This is a genomic window from Streptomyces sp. NPDC013455 (assembly GCF_040632975.1).
Taxonomy (GTDB): domain Bacteria; phylum Actinomycetota; class Actinomycetes; order Streptomycetales; family Streptomycetaceae; genus Streptomyces.
Map to the genome: position 1 here is coordinate 298,447 of NZ_JBEYCX010000003.1, position 19,074 is coordinate 317,520.

Here is a 19,074-nt window from a genome sequence, read left to right on the forward strand (position 1 = left end):
TTCACCGCCTGAGTCCTGGAGAAGGCGAGGACTTGAGCATGGGATCCACTTCCGACGGGAACCACGGTTCCGCAGGTGTCGGCCGCCGCGACCTGATCAAGCGGTCCGCCGCGCTCGGCCTGGCCGGCGTGCCGGCCATGGGCCTGCTGTCCGCGTGTGCCAGCGGCGGCGGGGGCGACGGCTCCGACGACGGCACCACCAAGGGCAAGGCGTCCAAGGACAACCCCTTCGGCGCCAAGAAGGGCAGCAAGCTCGACGTCGTCGTCTTCAAGGGCGGGTACGGCGACGACTACGCCAAGGCGTGGGAGGCCGACTTCAGCGAGAAGCTCGGCATCACCTCCACCCACACCGGCACCCAGGAGATCACCGGGAAGCTCCAGCCGCGCTTCAACGCCGGCAACCCGCCGGACATCGTGGACGACTCCGGCGCGCAGCAGATCGAGGTCGACGTCCTGTACCGGAACGGGCAGCTGCTGGACCTCGCCGAGGTGCTGGACGCGCCGTCGGTGGACGACCCCGCGACGAAGGTCCGCGACACCCTGATCCCCGGCACGCTCGACCCGGGCATGCAGGCGGGCAAGGTCGTCGCGCTGAACTACATCTACACGGTGTGGGGCCTGTGGTACTCCGGCAAGCTCTTCGAGGAGAAGGGCTGGGAGGAGCCCAAGACCTGGGACGACTTCCTCGCCATCTGCAAGGACGCCAAGTCGCAGAACATCGGCGGCCTCGCCCACCAGGGCAAGTACCCGTACTACATCAACGTCGCCATCATGGACCTGATCGCCAAGACGGGCGGTCTGGACGCCATGAAGGCGATCGACAACCTCGACCCCAAGGCGTTCGTCGGCTCCGAGGCGGCGCAGGCCGCCGTCGAGGCCGTCTACGAGGTCGTCGAGAAGGGCTATCTGATGCCCGGTACGAACGGCCTGACCCACACCGAGTCGCAGACCCGCTGGAACCAGTACAAGGCCGTGTTCATCACCTCCGGCTCCTGGCTGGAGAACGAGCAGCTGAAGCAGACCCCGACGGACTTCGACATGAAGTTCCTGCCCATGCCGGTGCTGTCCGGCAGCAAACTGCCGTTCGAGGCCATCCGGGCCGGCTCGGGCGAGCCCTTCATCATCCCGGCCAAGGCGAAGAACCGTCCGGCCGCCATGGAGTTCATGCGGCGCATGCTCTCCAAGGAGTGGTCGACGCTCTTCGCCAAGCAGGCCAACTCGCTCACCATCCTCAAGGACGGCGTCGACCCGGGCGTCCGGCTGCGGCCCGGCACCCAGTCCACGGTCGAGGCGTCCAAGGCGGCCGGTGACCACACCTTCCGGTACCTGTACACCGAGTGGTACAGCGAGATGGGCACCGCCATCGAGGCCGCCTCCAACGAACTGATGGCCAAGCGCATTCAGCCGAAGGAGTGGCTGAAGCGCTGTCAGGCGGCCGTGGACAAGCAGGCGAAGGACCCCGCGTCGAAGAAGAACCACCGGGATTAGGCGCGCCTGGCGCCGTGGGGGCGCGGGTGCGCCGGCGCGAGCCCGGTCCGGCTGTCGGCCTCGGCCGCATGTGCGTTTGGCCGGTCGCGCCCCCGCGGCGGAGCCGCATATCGATACAGCCCCGCGCCCTTTCCGGGGCGATACACCACAGGGCAGGGAAAAGTCCATGCGCAAAGGGCAGTACCGGTTCGTCGCGGGGTTTCTCCTCGTTCCCGTGGCGCTTTACGTGATCTTCGTGATCTGGCCGTACATCCAGACGTTCGGCTATTCGCTGACCGACTGGAAGGGGCAGTCGCAGACCTTCCGTTTCGTTGGTCTGGACAATTACAGGGCGCTGTTCGAGGACGACGTCTTCCTGAAGGCCATCTGGCACAACATCCTGTTCCTGGTCTTCATCCCGGTGATCACGATTCTGCTCGCCCTGTTCTTCGCCTTCATGCTGAACGCGGGCGGCCGCAGCAGGGCCGGCGGGGTGCAGGGGGTCGCCGGATCGAAGTTCTACAGAATCGTCTACTTCTTCCCGCAGGTACTGTCGCTGGCGATCCTCGCGGTGCTGTTCAACGCGGTGTACCGCAGTGACGGCGGCGGTCTGCTCAACGGCTTCCTGATCAAGCTGGGACTGGTCGACGCGAACGACCCCGTCGAATGGCTCAACGAGCCCGACATGGTGCTGTGGGCGCTGCTGCTGGTCGTGGTCTGGCACGGCGTCGGCTTCTACCTGGTGCTGTTCTCGGCAGCCATGCAGTCCATCCCCCGGGACATCTACGAGGCCGCCCTGATCGACGGCGCCGGCCGCAACCAGTCCTTCTTCCGCATCACCCTGCCCCTGCTGTGGGACACCGTGCAGACCGCCTGGGTCTACCTCGGCATCGTCGCCATGGACATGTTCGTACTGGTCTCGTCCATGACCCAGAACATGGGTGCCTACGGCGGCGGGCCGGACCACCACAGCGACGTGATGTCGACGGTGATGATGCGGAACTTCCTGTACTACGGCAAGAGCGGTTACGCCTGTGCCATGGGCGTGGTCATGCTGCTGCTCACGCTGGTCCTGTCCGTGGTCACGCTGCGCGCCACCCGCCGCGAGCGCATCGAGTTCTGAGCGGGAGAGACGACGATGAGCGCACCTCTGAAGGAAACCGCCCCGGCCCGTCCCGAGCGGCCCGCCGCCAAGGTCCCGGTCCGCCCCGGCGACCGGCGCGGCGAGGGCGTGGTCCTGAACGTCTTCTCACACGGCTTCCTCGCCCTGTGGGGACTGCTGATCGTGCTGCCGCTGCTGTGGCTGGTGCTCAGCTCCTTCAAGACCGACACCCAGATCGGCGGCTCGGCCTTCGGCTGGCCGCGGCACTGGTCCCTCGACGTCTTCGAACGCGCCTGGGACAAGGGCATCGGCGACTACTTCCTCAACACCGTGATCGTCCTGGTCTTCTCCGTGCCGCTGACCATGCTGTTCGGGTCGATGGCCGCCTACGTGCTGGCCAGGTACCGGTTCTGGGGCAACCGGCTGCTCTACTACTTCTTCGTGGCCGGCGCGATGTTCCCGGTGTTCCTGGCGCTCGTGCCGCTGTTCTTCATGGTCAAGCGGCTGGACATGCTGAACACCTACCAGGGGCTGATCCTGGTCTACATCGCCTACTCGATGCCGTTCACGGTCTTCTTCATGCACGCCTTCTTCCGGACGCTGCCCACGGCGGTCTTCGAGGCGGCCGTCCTGGACGGCGCCTCGCACACCCGGACCTTCTTCCAGGTGATGCTGCCGATGGCGAAACCCGGACTGATCAGCGTGGGGATCTTCAACACTTTGGGGCAGTGGAACCAGTTCATCCTGCCCACGGTGCTGATGCAGCCGCAGAGCGGTGACGACCCGGAGCGGTACGTCCTCACCCAGGGCCTGATCCAGCTCCAGCAGCAGCAGGGGTACGCCTCCGACCTGCCCGTTCTGTTCGCGGGTGTGACCATCGCCATGGTCCCGATGCTGGTGGTCTACCTGTCCTTCCAGCGCCAGGTCCAGGCCGGTCTGACCTCGGCCACGCTGAAGTAACCGCACGTCGCGACCGTGCGCGCGCACGCCGCTCCGGGCTTCCGGGCGGCGTGCGCGCCTGTGTGGCCGGTTGCCCGGAAACGGTTCAACCTCTTGACGTATGTCACCCCGAACGGCTCAGCTTAGAGTTCACTAGTTGGACATACACGGGGCCTCGCCGAAGCGGCCCCGCGCTCAGGAGGTCGTCGTGGAGACTCCAGGGTCGCAGTCATCGCTGCACCGAGCCAACCTGGAGCGGGTCGTCCGGGCCGTACGCCTGGCCGGTTCCCTCACGCAGGCGGAGATCGCGCGGACGACCGGATTGTCCGCCGCCACCGTCTCCAACATCGTGCGGGAGTTGAAGGACGGCGGAACCGTCGAGGTCACGCCCACGTCGGCGGGCGGGCGCCGGGCCCGCAGCGTCAGCCTGAGCGGGGACGCCGGCATCGTGATCGGCGTCGACTTCGGGCACACCCATCTGCGCGTCGCGATCGGGAACCTGGCCCACCAGGTGCTGGCCGAGGAGGCCGAGCCGCTCGACGTCGACGCCTCCGCCGACCAGGGCTTCGACCGGGCCGAGCAGCTGGTCAACCGGCTGATCGCGGCGACCGGCGTGGACCGGGCCAAGGTGGCGGGCGTGGGGCTCGGCGTGCCGGGTCCGATCGACGTGGAGTCGGGCACGCTGGGCTCCACCGCCATCCTGCCGGGCTGGGGCGGCACCAAACCCGCCGAGGAGCTGCGCGAGCGGCTCGGCGTGCCCGTGCACGTGGACAACGACGCCAACCTCGGCGCCCTCGGCGAGCTGGTCTGGGGCAGCGGCAAGGGCGTGCGCGACCTGGCGTACATCAAGGTCGCCAGCGGTGTCGGCGCCGGTCTGGTGATCGACGGGAAGATCTACCGCGGTCCCGGCGGCACTGCGGGCGAAATCGGACATATTACACTCGATGAATCCGGCCCGGTCTGCCGCTGCGGGAACCGTGGCTGCCTGGAGACCTTCGCGGCCGCACGCTATGTGCTGCCGCTGCTCCAGCCCAGTCACGGCACCGATCTGACCATGGAGGGCGTCGTACGGCTGGCCAGGGACGGTGACCCGGGCTGCCGTCGGGTGATCGCCGACGTCGGCCGCCACATCGGCAGTGGAGTGGCCAATCTCTGCAACTTGCTGAACCCGAGCCGGGTGGTCCTCGGCGGTGATCTCGCCGAGGCCGGTGAGCTGGTGCTCGGGCCCATCAGGGAGTCCGTCGGCCGCTACGCCATCCCCAGCGCGGCGCGTCAACTGTCCGTTCTCCCGGGGGCACTTGGCGGCCGCGCCGAGGTGCTGGGGGCGCTCGCCCTCGCCCTCAGCGAGATGGGCGATTCGACCCTTTTGGAGGGGGCCGTGCCCGTGGCGGCCCCTGCCTTCACTTAGAGAACGGATGGCACCGTTGCCATCTCGTTAAGGATTTACTTCTTGACGTCGCACGTGTGGCCGAGTTGACTTCCAGCCACCTCGGCCGCAACGACGCGGCCTCGTCAGGGAGGTTTCTGAAGTGAACGCACGTATGCGTCGTGCCGCCGTTGTCGTTGCCGCCGGTGCGATGGCCGTCTCGCTCGCGGCCTGTGGCAGCGCCAAGGAGTCGAAGGGCAACAACGACTCCGCCTCCGCGTCGGCCAAGAAGGGCGACGACATCAAGGTCGGCCTGCTGCTTCCGGAGAACAAGACCGCACGCTACGAGAAGTTCGACAAGCCGCTGATCGAGAAGAAGATCAGCGAGCTGACGAACGGCAAGGCGACGGTCGACTACAACAACGCCCGCCAGGACGCGAACCTGCAGGCGCAGCAGGTCGACACCATGATCACCAACAAGGTGGACGTCCTGATCCTGGACGCGGTGGACGCCAAGGCGATCCAGAACTCCGTCCAGAAGGCCGTGGACGCGGGCATCAAGGTCGTCGCCTACGACCGCCTCGCCGAGGGCCCGATCAGCGCCTACACCTCGTTCGACAACGAGCAGGTCGGCAAGACCCAGGGCGAGGCCCTGCTGGAGGCGCTGGGCGACAAGGCCAAGAAGTCCACCAAGATCGTCATGGTGAACGGCTCGGTGACCGACCCGAACGCCGCCCAGTTCAAGAAGGGCGCGCACTCCGTCCTCGACGGCAAGGTCACCATCGCCAAGGAGTACGACACCAAGGAGTGGTCGCCGGACAACGCCAACTCCGAGATGGAGGCGGCGATCTCCTCGGTCGGCAAGACCAAGATCGCGGGCGTGTACTCCGCCAACGACGGCATGGCCGGCGGTATCATCACCGCCCTCAACGCCGCCGGTCTCAAGGTCCCGGTCACCGGCCAGGACGCCGAGCTCGCCGGTGTGCAGCGCATCGTCTCCGGTGAGCAGTACATGAGCGTCTACAAGCCGTACGCCCCCGAGGCCGCCGCGGCCGCCGAGATGGCCGTCGCGCTCGCCCAGGGCAAGTCGCTGGACTCGCTCGCCAAGGACAAGGTCTCCAGCGCCTCCCAGAAGGACGTCCCCGCGGTGCTCGTCCCGGTCACCTCGCTGACCCAGGACAACATCAAGGACACGGTCATCAAGGACGGCGTCTACACCGCCGCCGACATCTGCACCGGCAAGTACAAGGCCGCCTGCGAGAAGCTCGGCCTCACCAAGTAGGCGGTTTCCGGTCGCCGACCGGCCACGGGCGTTCACCCCGTGAACGCCCGCGGTGAGGGCGGCCCGCCGCCCCCAGGTCTCCTCCGGCGCCCCGGCGCATCAGACAGCCCCGCAAGCTCGGCCCGGGGCGCCGGACGGAACCCCCGAGGGTTGCCGGCAACCCACCCCGAGGGTTGCTCCCGACCCACCCCGAGGGTTGCTCCCAACCCACCCCCGAGGGTTGCTCCCAACCCACCCCCCCCTGCATTCATGCACAACCTCCCGCCGGGTCAGGCGGCGAAGGAGATGGTTCACGTGTCCGCTACGCCCGTGCTGGCGTTGCGCGGGGTCTCCAAGCGGTTCGGTGCCGTTCAGGCGCTCACCGACGTAGAGCTTGAGGTCCACGCCGGTGAGGTGGTCGCCCTGGTGGGCGACAACGGTGCCGGAAAGTCCACGCTGGTCAAGACGATCGCCGGCGTCCACCCGATCGACGAGGGTGCCATCGAGTGGGATGGCAAGCCCGTGTCGATCAGCAAGCCGCACGACGCCCAGGCCCTGGGCATCGCGACGGTCTACCAGGACCTCGCCCTGTGCGACAACATCGACGTCGTCGGCAACCTCTTCCTCGGCCGTGAGCTGAAGAAGTGGGGCGTCCTCGACGAGGTCGAGATGGAGCGCCGCTCCCGCGAGCTGCTCACCACGCTCTCGATCCGCATCCCGAGCGTCCGCATCCCGATCGCCTCGCTCTCCGGCGGTCAGCGCCAGACCGTGGCCATCGCCCGCTCCATGCTCGGCGACCCCAAGCTGGTCATCCTCGACGAGCCCACCGCGGCGCTCGGTGTCGAGCAGACCGCCCAGGTCCTCGACCTCGTGGAGCGCCTGCGCGAGCGCGGCCACGCCGTCATCCTCATCAGCCACAACATGGCGGACGTGAAGGCGGTGGCCGACAAGGTCGCCGTCCTGCGCCTCGGCCGCAACAACGGCGTCTTCGAGGTCAAGACGACCTCGCAGGAGGAGATCATCTCCGCCATCACCGGCGCCACCGACAACGCCGTGACCCGCCGTGCGGCGCGCACGAACGGGGAGGTTTCCAAGTGAGCATCGACAAGACCTCCGCGACCCCGCAGGACGAGCACGCCGTCGAGAACCCCGAGGCCGCGGCCGCCGCGGTCACCGCGGTCGACCCGCGCCTCCTGGTGCGCGAGCAGGGCCTGCTCGGGTACTGGAACGAGTTCAAGCGCAAGATGAAGGCCGGCGAGCTGGGTTCCCTCCCGGTGGTCCTGGGCCTCGCGATCATCTGCATCATCTTCCAGGTGCTGAACTCGGAGTTCCTCTCCGCGCAGAACATCAGCAACATCACGGTCACGATGGTCGGCACGGGCATGATCTCCGTCGGCATCGTCTTCGTGCTGCTGCTCGGCGAGATCGACCTGTCGGTCGGCTCGGTCAGCGGCGCGGCCAGCGCCCTCGCCGCCGTCCTCACGGTCAACCAGGGCTGGCCCGAGTGGATGGCCGTGCTCGTCGCCATCGCCGCCGGTGCCGCCATCGGCGCGCTGCACGGCTTCTTCTTCGCGGTGCTCGGCGCCCCCGCCTTCGCCGTGACCCTGGCCGGTCTGCTCTTCTGGCTCGGCTTCATGCTGAAGGTGCTGGGCGAGGACGGCACGATCAACCTCGACAGCGACGGTCTGATCGGCAAGCTGACCACGTACACCTTCACCGACGTCGCCGCCGCCTACGGCCTGGCCGTCGTCGTGGTCGTGCTGTTCTTCCTCAGCTCCTACCTCGGCAACCGGCGCCGGGAGGCCGCGGGCGTCCCGTCCCGGCCGCTCAGCGACACCGCCCTGCGCACGGCGCTGCTGGCCGTGGTCTCCTTCGCGGCGGCCTACATGTACAACCAGTACAAGGGCCTGCCGCTGGCCACGGTGATCTTCCTGGCTTTCCTGGTGCTCACCGACTTCGTGCTGCGGCGCACCAGCTACGGCCGCAAGATCTTCGCGCTCGGCGGCAGCGTCGAGGCGTCCCGCCGTGCGGGTATCAGCGTCACCGCGGTGCGGATCTCCGTCTTCGCGGTCTCCGGTGGGTTCGCGGCGATCGGCGGTCTGTTCCTGGCCTCCAAGATCGCCTCCGCCAACCAGAGCGCCGGTACGGGCGACCTGCTGATGAACGCGATCGCCGCGGCCGTCATCGGTGGCACGTCCCTCTTCGGCGGCCGGGGCCGCACCTGGAACGCGCTGCTCGGTGTGCTGGTGATCGTGTCCATCCAGTACGGTCTTCAGCTGGAGTCCATCGCGGAGCCGGTCAAGTACATGATCACCGCGGCTGTGCTGCTGACCACGGTGGTCATCGACTCCATCACCCGCAAGACGCAGAAGACGGCCGGGCGTGCGTAACGCCTAGTCACCGTCGGGGCGTGGTGGTACCGCGGACCGGCCGGCTGTGGCCGGCCCGCGGTGCCCCGCGCCCCTTCCTGCTCTGCCCGGTGCCTCCAGGGTGCCGGGCGCTGTCATGCGCCGGGAAGCCGGAACATTAGACTCTGGCGAGCCCGGCGAAAGCTCGATCAGCTACTGCAAGGAGGCACGGGTGCCGCTGCTGACCCGCATCAGGGGACCGCGCGATCTGGACCGGCTCAGCCTGGAAGAGCTGGCCCGGCTGGCGGAGGAGATCCGGACCTTCCTCGTCCAGGAGGTCTCCAAGACCGGCGGACACCTCGGCCCCAACCTCGGTGTGGTGGAGCTGACCATCGCCCTGCACCGGGTCTTCGAGTCCCCGAAGGACAAGGTCCTGTGGGACACCGGCCACCAGTCGTACGTGCACAAGCTGCTCACCGGGCGGCAGGACTTCTCCCGGCTGAAGATGAAGGGCGGCCTGTCGGGCTACCCCTCCCAGGCCGAGTCCGAGCACGACGTCATCGAGAACAGCCACGCCTCGACCGTGCTCGGCTGGGCCGACGGCATCGCCAAGGCCAACCAGCTGCGCCGGCGCGACAGCCATGTCGTCGCCGTGATCGGTGACGGCGCGCTCACCGGCGGCATGGCCTGGGAGGCGCTGAACAACATCGCCGACGCCAAGGACCGCCCGCTGGTCATCGTCGTCAACGACAACGAGCGGTCGTACGCCCCGACCATCGGCGGTCTCGCCAACCACCTGGCGACGCTGCGCACGACGGACGGCTACGAGCGGTTCCTCGCCCGGACCAAGGAGGTCCTGGAGCGCACCCCGGTCGTCGGCCGGCCGCTGTACGACACCCTGCACGGCGCCAAGAAGGGGCTGAAGGACTTCATCGCCCCGCAGGGCATGTTCGAGGACCTGGGCCTGAAGTACGTCGGCCCGATCGACGGGCACGACATCGAGGCGCTGGAGTCGGCGCTGGCCCGCGCCAAGCGGTTCGGCGGGCCGGTGATCGTGCACTGCCTGACCGAGAAGGGCCGCGGCTACCAGCCCGCCCTCCAGGACGAGGCCGACCGGTTCCACGCCGTCGGCAAGATCCACCCGGACACCGGACTGCCGATCGCCTCCTCCGGCGCCGACTGGACCTCGGTCTTCGGCGACGAGATGGTGCGGCTCGGCGAAGAGCGCGAGGACATCGTCGCGATCACCGCGGCCATGCTTCAGCCGGTCGGCCTGGACAAGTTCGCCAAGCGCTTCCCCGAACGCGTCTACGACGTCGGCATCGCCGAGCAGCACGGCGCCGTCTCGGCGGCGGGCCTCGCGCACGGCGGGGTGCACCCGGTCTTCGCCGTGTACGCCACCTTCCTCAACCGCGCCTTCGACCAGGTCCTGATGGATGTGGCCCTGCACAAGTGCGGGGTGACCTTCGTGCTCGACCGGGCCGGCGTCACCGGCACCGACGGCGCCTCCCACAACGGCATGTGGGACATGTCGATCCTCCAGGTCGTGCCGGGGCTGCGGCTCGCCGCGCCGCGCGACGCCGAGCAGGTCCGGGCCCAGCTGCGCGAGGCCGTCGAGGTCGAGGACGCGCCGACCGTGGTGCGCTTCTCCAAGGGCGCCGTCGGCCCCGCCGTACCCGCCGTGGGCCGCGTCGGCGGCATGGACGTGCTGCGCGAGCCCGGCACCGACCGCCCGGACGTGCTGCTGGTCTCCGTGGGCGCCCTCGCCCCGATGTGCCTGGAGGTCGCCGGGCTGCTGGAGCGGCAGGGCATCTCCACCACCGTGGTCGACCCGCGCTGGGTCAAGCCCGTCGACGAGGCCATGGCCCCGCTGGCCGAGCGGCACCGGGTCGTCGTCACCGTGGAGGACAACAGCCGCGTCGGCGGTGTCGGCTCCGCCGTCGCCCAGGCCCTCCGGGACGCGGGCGTGGACGTGCCGCTGCGCGACTTCGGCATCCCGCCGCGCTTCCTCGACCACGCCTCCCGCGCCGAGGTCATGGCGGAGATCGGGCTGACCGCGCCCGACATCGCCCGCCAGGTCACCGGACTGGTCGCCAAGCTGGACGGACGGTTCGACCGCTCGGACGCCGCGGACTCCGTGGAACCCGCGCGCGACTAGCGGAGTGCCCGCCCACGGGCCGGTTGCGCCCCCGGTGGCGGAACCGGCCCGTTTGCGTGAACCTGCCTGTGCCGGGGAACTCGCTCCCCGACCCTCTCGATCATGTTGAGCCATATCGAGGCCTCACAAGCGTGGGAGGCAGGCACGTGAGCAACGCGCTGTTCCGGACGAAGAACGTCGAGCAGTCCATCCTGGACACCGAGGAACCCGAGCACTCGCTCAGGAAGTCGCTGACCGCCGTGGACCTGACCGTCTTCGGCGTGGGCGTGATCATCGGCACCGGCATCTTCGTCCTCACCGGTACGGCGGCCAAGAACACCGCCGGTCCGGCCGTATCACTGTCCTTCGTCGTGGCCGGTGTCGTCTGCGCGCTCGCCGCCCTCTGCTACGCCGAGTTCGCCTCCACGGTCCCCGTGGCGGGCTCCGCGTACACCTTCTCCTACGCCTCCCTCGGCGAACTCCCCGCCTGGATCATCGGCTGGGACCTGGTCCTGGAGCTGGCGCTCGGCACGGCGGTGGTCGCCGTCGGCTGGTCCGGCTACATCCACTCACTGCTGGACAACGCCGGCTGGCAGATGCCCGAGGCGCTCTCGGGCCGGGACGGCGCCACCGGGTTCGGGTTCGACATCCTCGCCGCGGCCCTCGTCCTGGTGCTCACCGTCATCCTCGTCGTCGGCATGAAGCTGTCCGCGCGGGTCACCTCCGTGGTCGTCGCGATCAAGGTGGCCGTGGTCCTCGTCGTGATCATCGCGGGCGCCTTCTTCGTCCGCAGCAGCAACTACGACCCGTTCATCCCGAAGGCCCAGTCCGCGGAGGCGGGCGGGAACCTGAAGGCGCCCCTGATCCAGCTGATGTTCGGCTGGGCGCCCTCCGACTTCGGCGTCATGGGCATCTTCACCGCGGCGTCCGTGGTCTTCTTCGCGTTCATCGGCTTCGACGTCGTCGCCACCGCCGCCGAGGAGACCCGCCACCCGCAGCGCGACGTCCCGCGCGGCATCCTGGGCTCGCTGATCATCTGCACGGCCCTCTACGTCGCCGTGTCGATCGTCGTGACCGGCATGCAGAAGTACACCGCGCTGTCGGTGAAGGCGCCGCTCGCCGACGCGTTCAAGGCCACCGGCCACCCGTGGTACGCGGGCCTGATCAGCTTCGGCGCCGCCGTCGGCCTGACCACGGTCTGCATGATCCTGCTGCTCGGCCAGTCCCGCGTCTTCTTCGCCATGAGCCGCGACGGGCTGCTGCCCCGCTTCTTCTCGCACACCCACCCGACGTTCCGCACCCCGTACCGGTCGACCATCCTGCTCGGCGGGGTCATCGCGATCGTGGCCGGCTTCACCAGTCTGAGCGAACTGGCCGAGCTGGTGAACATCGGCACGCTGTTCGCGTTCGTCGTCGTCGCCCTCAGCGTCATCATCCTGCGCCGGACCCGCCCGGACCTGCACCGCGCCTTCCGCACCCCCTTGGTCCCGGTCGTACCGATCCTGTCCGTGTGCGCCTCGCTGTGGCTGATGCTCAACCTGCCCGCCGAGACGTGGATCCGGTTCGCCATCTGGATGGTCATCGGCTTCTTCGTCTACTTCCTCTACGGCCGCTCGCACAGCCGGCTCGGCCGGCACGAGGAGACCACGGTCGGCGAGGTCATGCGCCCGCCCGGCGGAACCGCCCAGTAGCCCCCGCACGACTCCCGCTCCGGCCCCGTATGTCCCGCTTCGGGTGGGACGGCGGGGCCCGATAGCGTGCTCACCATGCTCGCCGCTCCGCTCGCCCCCGCACGGACCACGGTCACCCGGACGGCGTACTGGGCACGTCTCCTGCCCCTGCTGGCGGCACTGGCCTGCCTGACCCGCCTCCCCTCCTTCACCCGGCCCCTGTGGAACCCGGACGAGGGTTTCCTCGCCGTGCAGGCCCGGCTGCTCGCCGAGGGCGGGCAGCTGTACGGCACGGTCGTGGACCGCAAGCCGCCGCTGCTGCCCTGGCTGTACCAGGCCGCCTTCGCGCTCTGCGGCTCCGGCTCGCTGACCCCGCTGCGGGTGCTCGCCGTCCTCGCCCAGCTGTCCACCGCCGTGCTGCTGGCCTCCCTGGCGCGCCGCCGCTGGGGCGACCGGGCCGGCCGCACCGCCGGGGTGCTGTACCTGCTGGTCTCGGTCGGGCTCAACCCCGAGGACGCGCAGGCCGCCACCTTCGAGGTGTTCATGCTGCCCTGGACGGCCGCCGCCATGTGGTGCGCCGACCGCGGACGCTGGGGCGCGGCCGGGGCCGCCGTCGCCGCCGCGTTCCTGACCAAGCAGACCGGTGGCGCGGTGCTGCTCCCGGCGGCCTGGCTGCTGTACCGCCGGCGCCCGAGGCGCGCGGGCCCGGCCCTGCTCGCGGCCGGATCCGCCCTGCCCGTGCTCGGCGCGGCTCTGCTGACGGACCCGGCGGGCTTCCTGTTCTGGACGGTGACCGGCTCCGCCGCGTACGCCTCCGTCACCGGCTCGGAGCTGCACGTCCTGACCCGGGCGGTGACCAACACCGCGATCCTGGCCGTGGCCTCGGCGGGGCTGATCCCGCCCGTCGTCCGGGCCGCGCGCGGGGCCCGCGACACGGCAGGGCTGTGGCTGTGGACGGCCTCCTCGGCCGTCGCGGTGGCCGCCGGCTGCCACTTCTTCGGCCACTACTACCTCCAGCTGATCCCGCCGCTCGCCCTGCTGGCCACCGCCGCGCTGCACGTCCTGCCCCGGGAGCGGGCACGGGCCGCCGTCCGCGTCTCGGCCTGCGCCTGCGCCCTCTTCGTCGGCTGGGGCCTGCTCGCCCCGCGCGCGGAACTCGCGCACGCCGAGCGGCTGGCGGCCGCGCTCGCCGTCCGCACGACGGCCGCCGACCGGGTGCTGGTCTGGGGCATACACCCCGAGACGTACTGGCTGGCCGACCGCACCCCGGCCACCCGCTACCTGACCGCGGGCCTGCTCACCAACTGGAGCGGCGGCCGGGACGGGCCACGGGTCGGCGAGAGGTACGCCGTGCCCGGCGCCTGGCCGCTCTTCCGGCGGGAGCTGACCGCGCACCCCCCGGCCCTCGTCGTCGACGACTCCCGGGGCAAGCCGTACGGCCCCGACCACGTCCCCGCGCTGCGCCGCCTGCTGGCGGCCGGGTACACCGAGGCGGGCAGGGTGGACGGGGCGGTGCTGTACACCCGGGTGCCGGGGAAGTAGCGGACCCGGCTCGGCCCCGGCTCAGCCCGGCACCGCAGGCGGGCCGGTCACCTCCGCGCCCGGTTCAGTCGAGTACCGCGCGCGGGCCGGTCACCTCCGCGCCCAGCTCCGTCACCCGGCGCCGCAGCTCGCGGTCGGCGGTCACCACCAGACGGGCCCGGTCCGCGCTCGCGGCGGCCAGCTCGACGATCCGGTCGTCCCCGCTGCCCGGCGCCGACTCCACCCGGACGCCCGGCACGGACGCCACACCACGGGCCGCGCCCTCGACCACGAGCACGATCTCCACGGCTCCCGGGTGCCCGGGCAGGCCCTCGCCGGCCAGCCGGTCCCGCAGCCGCTCGGCCGCCCCCTTGCGGTCGCGCCACCAGCCGTCGGGCCGCGAGCCGACGACGTTCGCGCCGTCCACGACGACGAGCAGCGGGGCGGGACCGGCGGGCGTGTCGGGGGACTCCATGGGGCCAAGGGTGCCACGGTCCGGAGCCGGGGCCGGGCCCCGGCTCCGGTGCCCGGCGGCTTAAAGTGAACCGGTGAACGGCGACTGGCTCATCCGCGGCCGAGACGGCCGGCTCAGTGTCTACCAGCTGTCGGGCGACGCCGTCCTGTGCCGGGCGGAGCGCGGCCCCGGCGGCCCCTGGTCCGCCCCGCGCACGGTGGGCGGCGAACAGAGACTGCACCGCGTCCTGGCGGTCGGCCAGGGCGCCGACGGCTACGCCCATCTGGTCTCCTGGCGGCCCACGGTCAAGGGCGAGTCCGGGCTGGTGCACTCCACGCACTTCCGTCCGCACCTCGCGGCCCTGGACTGGAACCCGATCGGCCACCCGCACAAGAAGGGCGACCGGACCGGCACCCCGGCCGTCGCCGTCGACGCGCAGGGCCGCGCCCATGTGTTCGTCCCGAACAAGGACGGCGGGGTCAGCATGCTCGCGCAGAAGGAGAAGGGCGGCTGGGACCCCTGGCGGGACCTGAAGGGCCGTGAGGTGCGGGACCAACTGGCCGCGGTCACGGGGGAGTCGGGCCGGGTCGAACTGTACGCGGCCGTGCCGCAGGGCCTGCTGTACTGGCGTCAGGAGGAGCCCGGTGCCCAGCCCGTGCTCCAGGAGGCCCTGAAGGCCCCGGTCCGCCCGGGCACGCTGCGGGCCCTCGCCACCTCGCCCGACAGCACCACCGTGTTCTACACCGACACCTCCGGCGACCTGTGCGCCTGGCGCCCGGGCGGGAAGCCGGCCGCGCTGCTGCCGGCGGCGGGCCCCGGCCCGGTGTCCGCGGTCCGCTGCGAACTGGACGGCCACGACTGCACGCTGCTGGTCCAGCGGTCGGAGAACCGCCGGGTCGCCTTCGCCGCGTACCCGACCGAGCTGGAGTCGGCGGGCGCCTGGTGGACCGAGTCGGGCCCCGAACTCCCGCTGGACGCGCTGGTGTGCCTCGCGACGGACGCGGAGGGCCGCGTGGTGGCGGCAACGTTGTCCCCGTCCACCGGGCGGCTGCTGCTGACGCGGCGGAAGGACGAGCCGGGGCTGGCGCTCCAGGCGTGGCGGGAGATCTAGGGGGTGTCTCGCCGATCAGCCCGGGCTCCCTGGCCCGTCCGGGGATCGCGGGAAGGGCCGGAGGCCGCGGGCTCCGGACGGGAAACGCCGGGTGCCCGCACCCCGGCAGGGGCGCGGGCACCCGGCGTTCACCGGTGAGGCGTTACGCGGGCACGCTCGCCACGCCCGGGGCGAGGAACCTCTTGCCGTTCACCCGCTCGGAGACACCCTCGCGGTCCAGGTACGGCGTGATGCCGCCCAGGTGGAAGGGCCAGCCGGCGCCCGTGATCAGGCACAGGTCGATGTCCTGGGCCTCGGCGACGACGCCCTCGTCCAGCATGAGGCCGATCTCCTGCGCCACCGCGTCCAGGACACGGTCGCGCACCTGCTCCTCGCTGAGCACGACATCGCCCTGCTTGAGCAGCGCGGCGACCTCCGGGTCCAGCTCCGGCTTGCCGCTGTCGTAGACGTAGAAGCCGCGCTTGCCCGCTTCCACGACCGCCTTGAGGTTCGGGGAAACCTTGAAGCGGTCCGGGAAGGCCCGGTTGAGGGTCTCGGAGACGTGCAGGCCGATCGCGGGACCGACCAGCTCCAGGAGCACCAGCGGGGACATCGGCAGACCGAGCGGCTCGACGGCCTTCTCGGCGACCTCGACCGGGGTGCCCTCGTCGATGACGTTCTGGATCTCGCCCATGAAGCGGGTCAGGATCCGGTTCACGACGAACGCCGGGGCGTCCTTGGTGAGGACGGCGGTCTTCTTCAGCTTCTTGGCGACGGCGAACGCCGTGGCCAGCGAGGCGTCGTCGGTCTTCTCGCCGCGGACGATCTCCAGCAGCGGGAGGATGGCGACCGGGTTGAAGAAGTGGAAGCCGACGACCCGCTCGGGGTGCTTCAGCTTCGACGCCATCTCCGTCACGGACAGCGAGGAGGTGTTGGTGGCGAAGATCGCGTGCGCCGGGGCGACCGCCTCGACCTCCGCGAAGACCTGCTGCTTGACGCCGATCTCCTCGAACACGGCCTCGATGACGAAGTCCGCGTCGGAGAAGCCCTCGGCCTTGTCCAGGACACCGGTCACCAGCGCCTTGAGGCGGTTGGCCTTGTCCTGGCCGATACGGCCCTTGCCGAGCAGCTTGTCGATCTCGCCGTGGACGTAGCCCACACCCTTGTCGACGCGCTCCTGGTCGATGTCGGTCAGCACGACCGGCACCTCCAGGCGGCGCAGGAACAGCAGGGCGAGCTGCGAGGCCATCAGACCGGCGCCGACGACACCGACCTTGGTGACCGGGCGGGCCAGGCTCTTGTCCGGGGCGCCGGCCGGGCGCTTGCCGCGCTTCTGCACCAGGTTGAAGGCGTAGATGCCGGAGCGCAGTTCGCCGCCCATGATCAGGTCGGCGAGAGCCTGGTCCTCGGCGTCGTAGCCCTGCTGGAGGTCGCCGTTCTTGGCCGCGGCGATGATGTCCAGGGCGCGGTAGGCGGCCGGGGCGGCGCCGTGCACCTTGGAGTCCGCGATGAAGCGGCCCCTGGCGACGGCCTGGTCCCAGCCCTCACCGCGGTCGATGACCGGGCGCTCGACCTCGATGTCGCCCTTGAGCACCTGGGCGGTCCAGATCAGCGACTGCTCCAGGAAGTCGGCGCCCTCGAAGATGGCGTCGGCGATGCCGAGGTCGAAGACCTGCTGGCCCTTGAGCTGCTTGTTCTGGTTCAGGCTGTTCTCGATGATGACCGAGACGGCCTTGTCGGCGCCGATCAGGTTCGGCAGCAGGGTGCAGCCGCCCCAGCCGGGGACGAGGCCCAGGAAGACCTCGGGCAGCGAGAACGCCGGGATCACCTTGGACACGGTCCGGTAGGTGCAGTGCAGGCCGACCTCGACACCGCCGCCCATCGCCGCGCCGTTGTAGTAGGCGAAGGTGGGAACGGCCAGCTGGGACAGGCGCTTGAAGACCTCGTGGCCGCCCTTGCCGATGGCGAGCGCGTGCTCGTGCTCCTTCAGCAGCTCGACGCCCTTGAGGTCGGCGCCGACCGCGAAGATGAACGGCTTGCCGGTGATGCCGGCACCGACGATCTCGCCGTCGGCCGCCTCCTTCTCCACCTGGTCGATGGCGGTGTTCAGGTTCGCCAGCGAAGCCGGGCCGAAGGTGGTCGGCTTGGTGTGGTCCAGGCCGTTGTCCAGCGTGATCAGCGCGAAGCGGCCGGCGCCGAACGGCAGGTCGAAGTGGCGCACGTGCGCACTGGTGACGACCTCGTCGGGGAACAGGCCGGAGGCCTGCTGCAGAAGCTCGGCGGTGGTGCTCACTTGTCCCCCTCGAAGTACGGGTTCTCCCAGACGACCGTCGCGCCCATGCCCAGGCCGACGCACATGGTGGTCAGGCCGTAGCGGACCTCGGGCTGCTCCTCGAACTGGCGGGCCAGCTGGGTCATCAGCCGGACGCCGGAGGCGGCCAGCGGGTGGCCGAAGGCGATGGCGCCGCCGTACTGGTTGACGCGCGCGTCGTCGTCGGCGATGCCGTAGTGGTCGAGGAAGGCCAGGGCCTGGACGGCGAAGGCCTCGTTGATCTCGAAGAGACCGATGTCCGAGATGGACAGACCCGCCTTGGCGAGCGCCTTCTGCGTGGCCGGGATCGGACCGTAGCCCATGACCTCGGGCTCCACGCCCGCGAAGGCGTAGGAGACGAGCCGCATCTTGACCGGCAGGCCGTTCTCGCGGGCGAAGTCCTCGCTCGCGATGATCGACGCGGTCGCGCCGTCGTTCAGGCCGGCCGCGTTGCCCGCGGTGACCCGGCCGTGCACGCGGAACGGCGTCTTGAGGCCGGCGATGGCCTCCACGGTCGTGCCCGGGCGCATCGGCTCGTCGGCGGTGACCAGGCCCCAGCCGGTCTCGCCGGCCTCGGGGTTGGTACGGCGCACCGAGACGGGGACCAGGTCGGGCTGGATCTTGCCGTTGGCGTACGCCTTGGCGGCCTTCTCCTGCGAGCGCACCGCGTACTCGTCGGCGCGCTGCTTGGTGATGTGCGGGTAGCGGTCGTGCAGGTTCTCCGCGGTCATGCCCATGAACATGGCGGACTCGTCGACCAGCTTCTCGCTCACGAACCGCGGGTTCGGGTCGGCGCCCTGGGCCATCGGGTGACGGCCCATGTGCTCGACACCGCCGGCGATGGCGACGTCGTACGCGCCGAAGGCGATGGAGCCGGAGACGGTGGTGACGGCGGTCAGCGCGCCGGCGCACATGCGGTCGATCGCGTAGCCGGGCACGGACTGCGGCAGACCGGCGAGGATGCCCGCGGTACGGCCGATCGTGAGGCCCTGGTCACCGACCTGCGTGGTGGCGGCGACGGCGACCTCGTCGACCGTCTTGGGGTCCAGACCGGGGTTGCGGCGCAGCAGCTCCCGGATCGCCTTCACGACAAGGTCGTCGGCACGGGTCTCGTGGTAGATGCCCTTCGGGCCCGCCTTGCCGAACGGGGTGCGGACGCCGTCGACGAAGACGACGTCCCTGACGGTACGAGGCACGATGGCTCTCCTCCAGGGTGCGGGATGGCACTGCTGCGATGCGCTGAGCGCGCGCTCAGGACCCATGCTACTTATGAGTAACGTAGCTGCACAGTCCCCACCCGTGGAGCGGCGAAGGTCACACCCCTCGTGACGCCGTCGACCCGCCGGGGCCGGCACCGGGCCGGCCGCCGACGGCCCCGGCGCGCGGCAGCCGTTCCACCGGACGTATGC

The 19,074-nt window shown here is 70.3% G+C and carries 14 protein-coding genes; 11 read left to right on the plus strand and 3 right to left on the minus strand.

Going from position 1 to position 19,074, the window contains the following annotated elements; translation table 11 throughout:
* Positions 1-38: 38 nt before the first annotated feature.
* The 10 genes from ngcE (at position 39) to ABZ576_RS07830 (ending at position 13,831) form a co-directional block, all read left to right on the plus strand.
* Positions 39-1,487, plus strand: coding sequence for an N-acetylglucosamine/diacetylchitobiose ABC transporter substrate-binding protein (gene ngcE / locus ABZ576_RS07785; protein WP_360737183.1), 1,449 nt, complete (start codon positions 39-41; stop codon positions 1,485-1,487).
* A 166-nt stretch (positions 1,488-1,653) separates the two neighbouring features.
* Entirely contained in the window at positions 1,654-2,589 is a 936-nt protein-coding gene (locus tag ABZ576_RS07790) for a sugar ABC transporter permease (RefSeq protein ID WP_360737185.1), read from the plus strand.
* 15 nt (positions 2,590-2,604) lie between these two features.
* Complete coding sequence (locus tag ABZ576_RS07795) at positions 2,605-3,528, plus strand: carbohydrate ABC transporter permease (RefSeq protein ID WP_360737187.1); 924 nt, start codon at positions 2,605-2,607, stop codon at positions 3,526-3,528.
* 187 nt (positions 3,529-3,715) lie between these two features.
* Entirely contained in the window at positions 3,716-4,915 is a 1,200-nt protein-coding gene (locus tag ABZ576_RS07800; RefSeq protein WP_360737189.1) for an ROK family transcriptional regulator, read from the plus strand.
* Between the two features lie 133 nt (positions 4,916-5,048).
* Positions 5,049-6,155: a substrate-binding domain-containing protein gene (locus ABZ576_RS07805; protein WP_360737631.1), complete on the plus strand. Its 1,107-nt coding sequence runs from the start codon at positions 5,049-5,051 to the stop codon at positions 6,153-6,155.
* Between the two features lie 285 nt (positions 6,156-6,440).
* Positions 6,441-7,232: an ATP-binding cassette domain-containing protein gene (locus ABZ576_RS07810; protein ID WP_360737191.1), complete on the plus strand. Its 792-nt coding sequence runs from the start codon at positions 6,441-6,443 to the stop codon at positions 7,230-7,232.
* Entirely contained in the window at positions 7,229-8,524 is a 1,296-nt protein-coding gene (locus tag ABZ576_RS07815; protein ID WP_360737193.1) for a sugar ABC transporter permease, read from the plus strand. The genes ABZ576_RS07810 and ABZ576_RS07815 overlap by 4 nt, the downstream gene beginning before the upstream one ends.
* Before the next feature lie 190 nt (positions 8,525-8,714).
* The gene (dxs, locus tag ABZ576_RS07820; RefSeq protein WP_360737196.1) at positions 8,715-10,640 is read left to right on the plus strand and encodes a 1-deoxy-D-xylulose-5-phosphate synthase; all 1,926 of its coding nucleotides are present in this window, start codon (positions 8,715-8,717) and stop codon (positions 10,638-10,640) included.
* A 146-nt stretch (positions 10,641-10,786) separates the two neighbouring features.
* Complete coding sequence (locus ABZ576_RS07825; protein ID WP_360737198.1) at positions 10,787-12,310, plus strand: amino acid permease; 1,524 nt, start codon at positions 10,787-10,789, stop codon at positions 12,308-12,310.
* Between the two features lie 75 nt (positions 12,311-12,385).
* Positions 12,386-13,831: a glycosyltransferase family 39 protein gene (locus ABZ576_RS07830; protein WP_360737201.1), complete on the plus strand. Its 1,446-nt coding sequence runs from the start codon at positions 12,386-12,388 to the stop codon at positions 13,829-13,831.
* 64 nt (positions 13,832-13,895) lie between these two features.
* Here ABZ576_RS07830 and ABZ576_RS07835 read toward each other — a convergent pair whose 3' ends face one another.
* Positions 13,896-14,285 carry an NTP pyrophosphohydrolase gene (locus ABZ576_RS07835; protein ID WP_360737203.1) on the minus strand — a complete coding sequence of 130 codons (390 nt, stop codon included), beginning with the start codon at positions 14,283-14,285 and terminating at the stop codon, positions 13,896-13,898.
* 73 nt (positions 14,286-14,358) lie between these two features.
* Here ABZ576_RS07835 and ABZ576_RS07840 point away from each other — a divergent pair, with 73 nt between their 5' ends.
* Positions 14,359-15,375: a hypothetical protein gene (locus ABZ576_RS07840; RefSeq protein WP_360737206.1), complete on the plus strand. Its 1,017-nt coding sequence runs from the start codon at positions 14,359-14,361 to the stop codon at positions 15,373-15,375.
* Between the two features lie 142 nt (positions 15,376-15,517).
* Here ABZ576_RS07840 and ABZ576_RS07845 read toward each other — a convergent pair whose 3' ends face one another.
* Positions 15,518-17,647 carry a 3-hydroxyacyl-CoA dehydrogenase NAD-binding domain-containing protein gene (locus ABZ576_RS07845; protein WP_360737208.1) on the minus strand — a complete coding sequence of 710 codons (2,130 nt, stop codon included), beginning with the start codon at positions 17,645-17,647 and terminating at the stop codon, positions 15,518-15,520.
* On the minus strand, positions 17,644-18,861 hold the full coding sequence (locus ABZ576_RS07850) for an acetyl-CoA C-acyltransferase (protein ID WP_360737211.1): 1,218 nt from the start codon (positions 18,859-18,861) through the stop codon (positions 17,644-17,646). Before ABZ576_RS07850 ends, ABZ576_RS07845 begins: the two co-directional genes overlap by 4 nt.
* Positions 18,862-19,074: the final 213 nt, after the last annotated feature.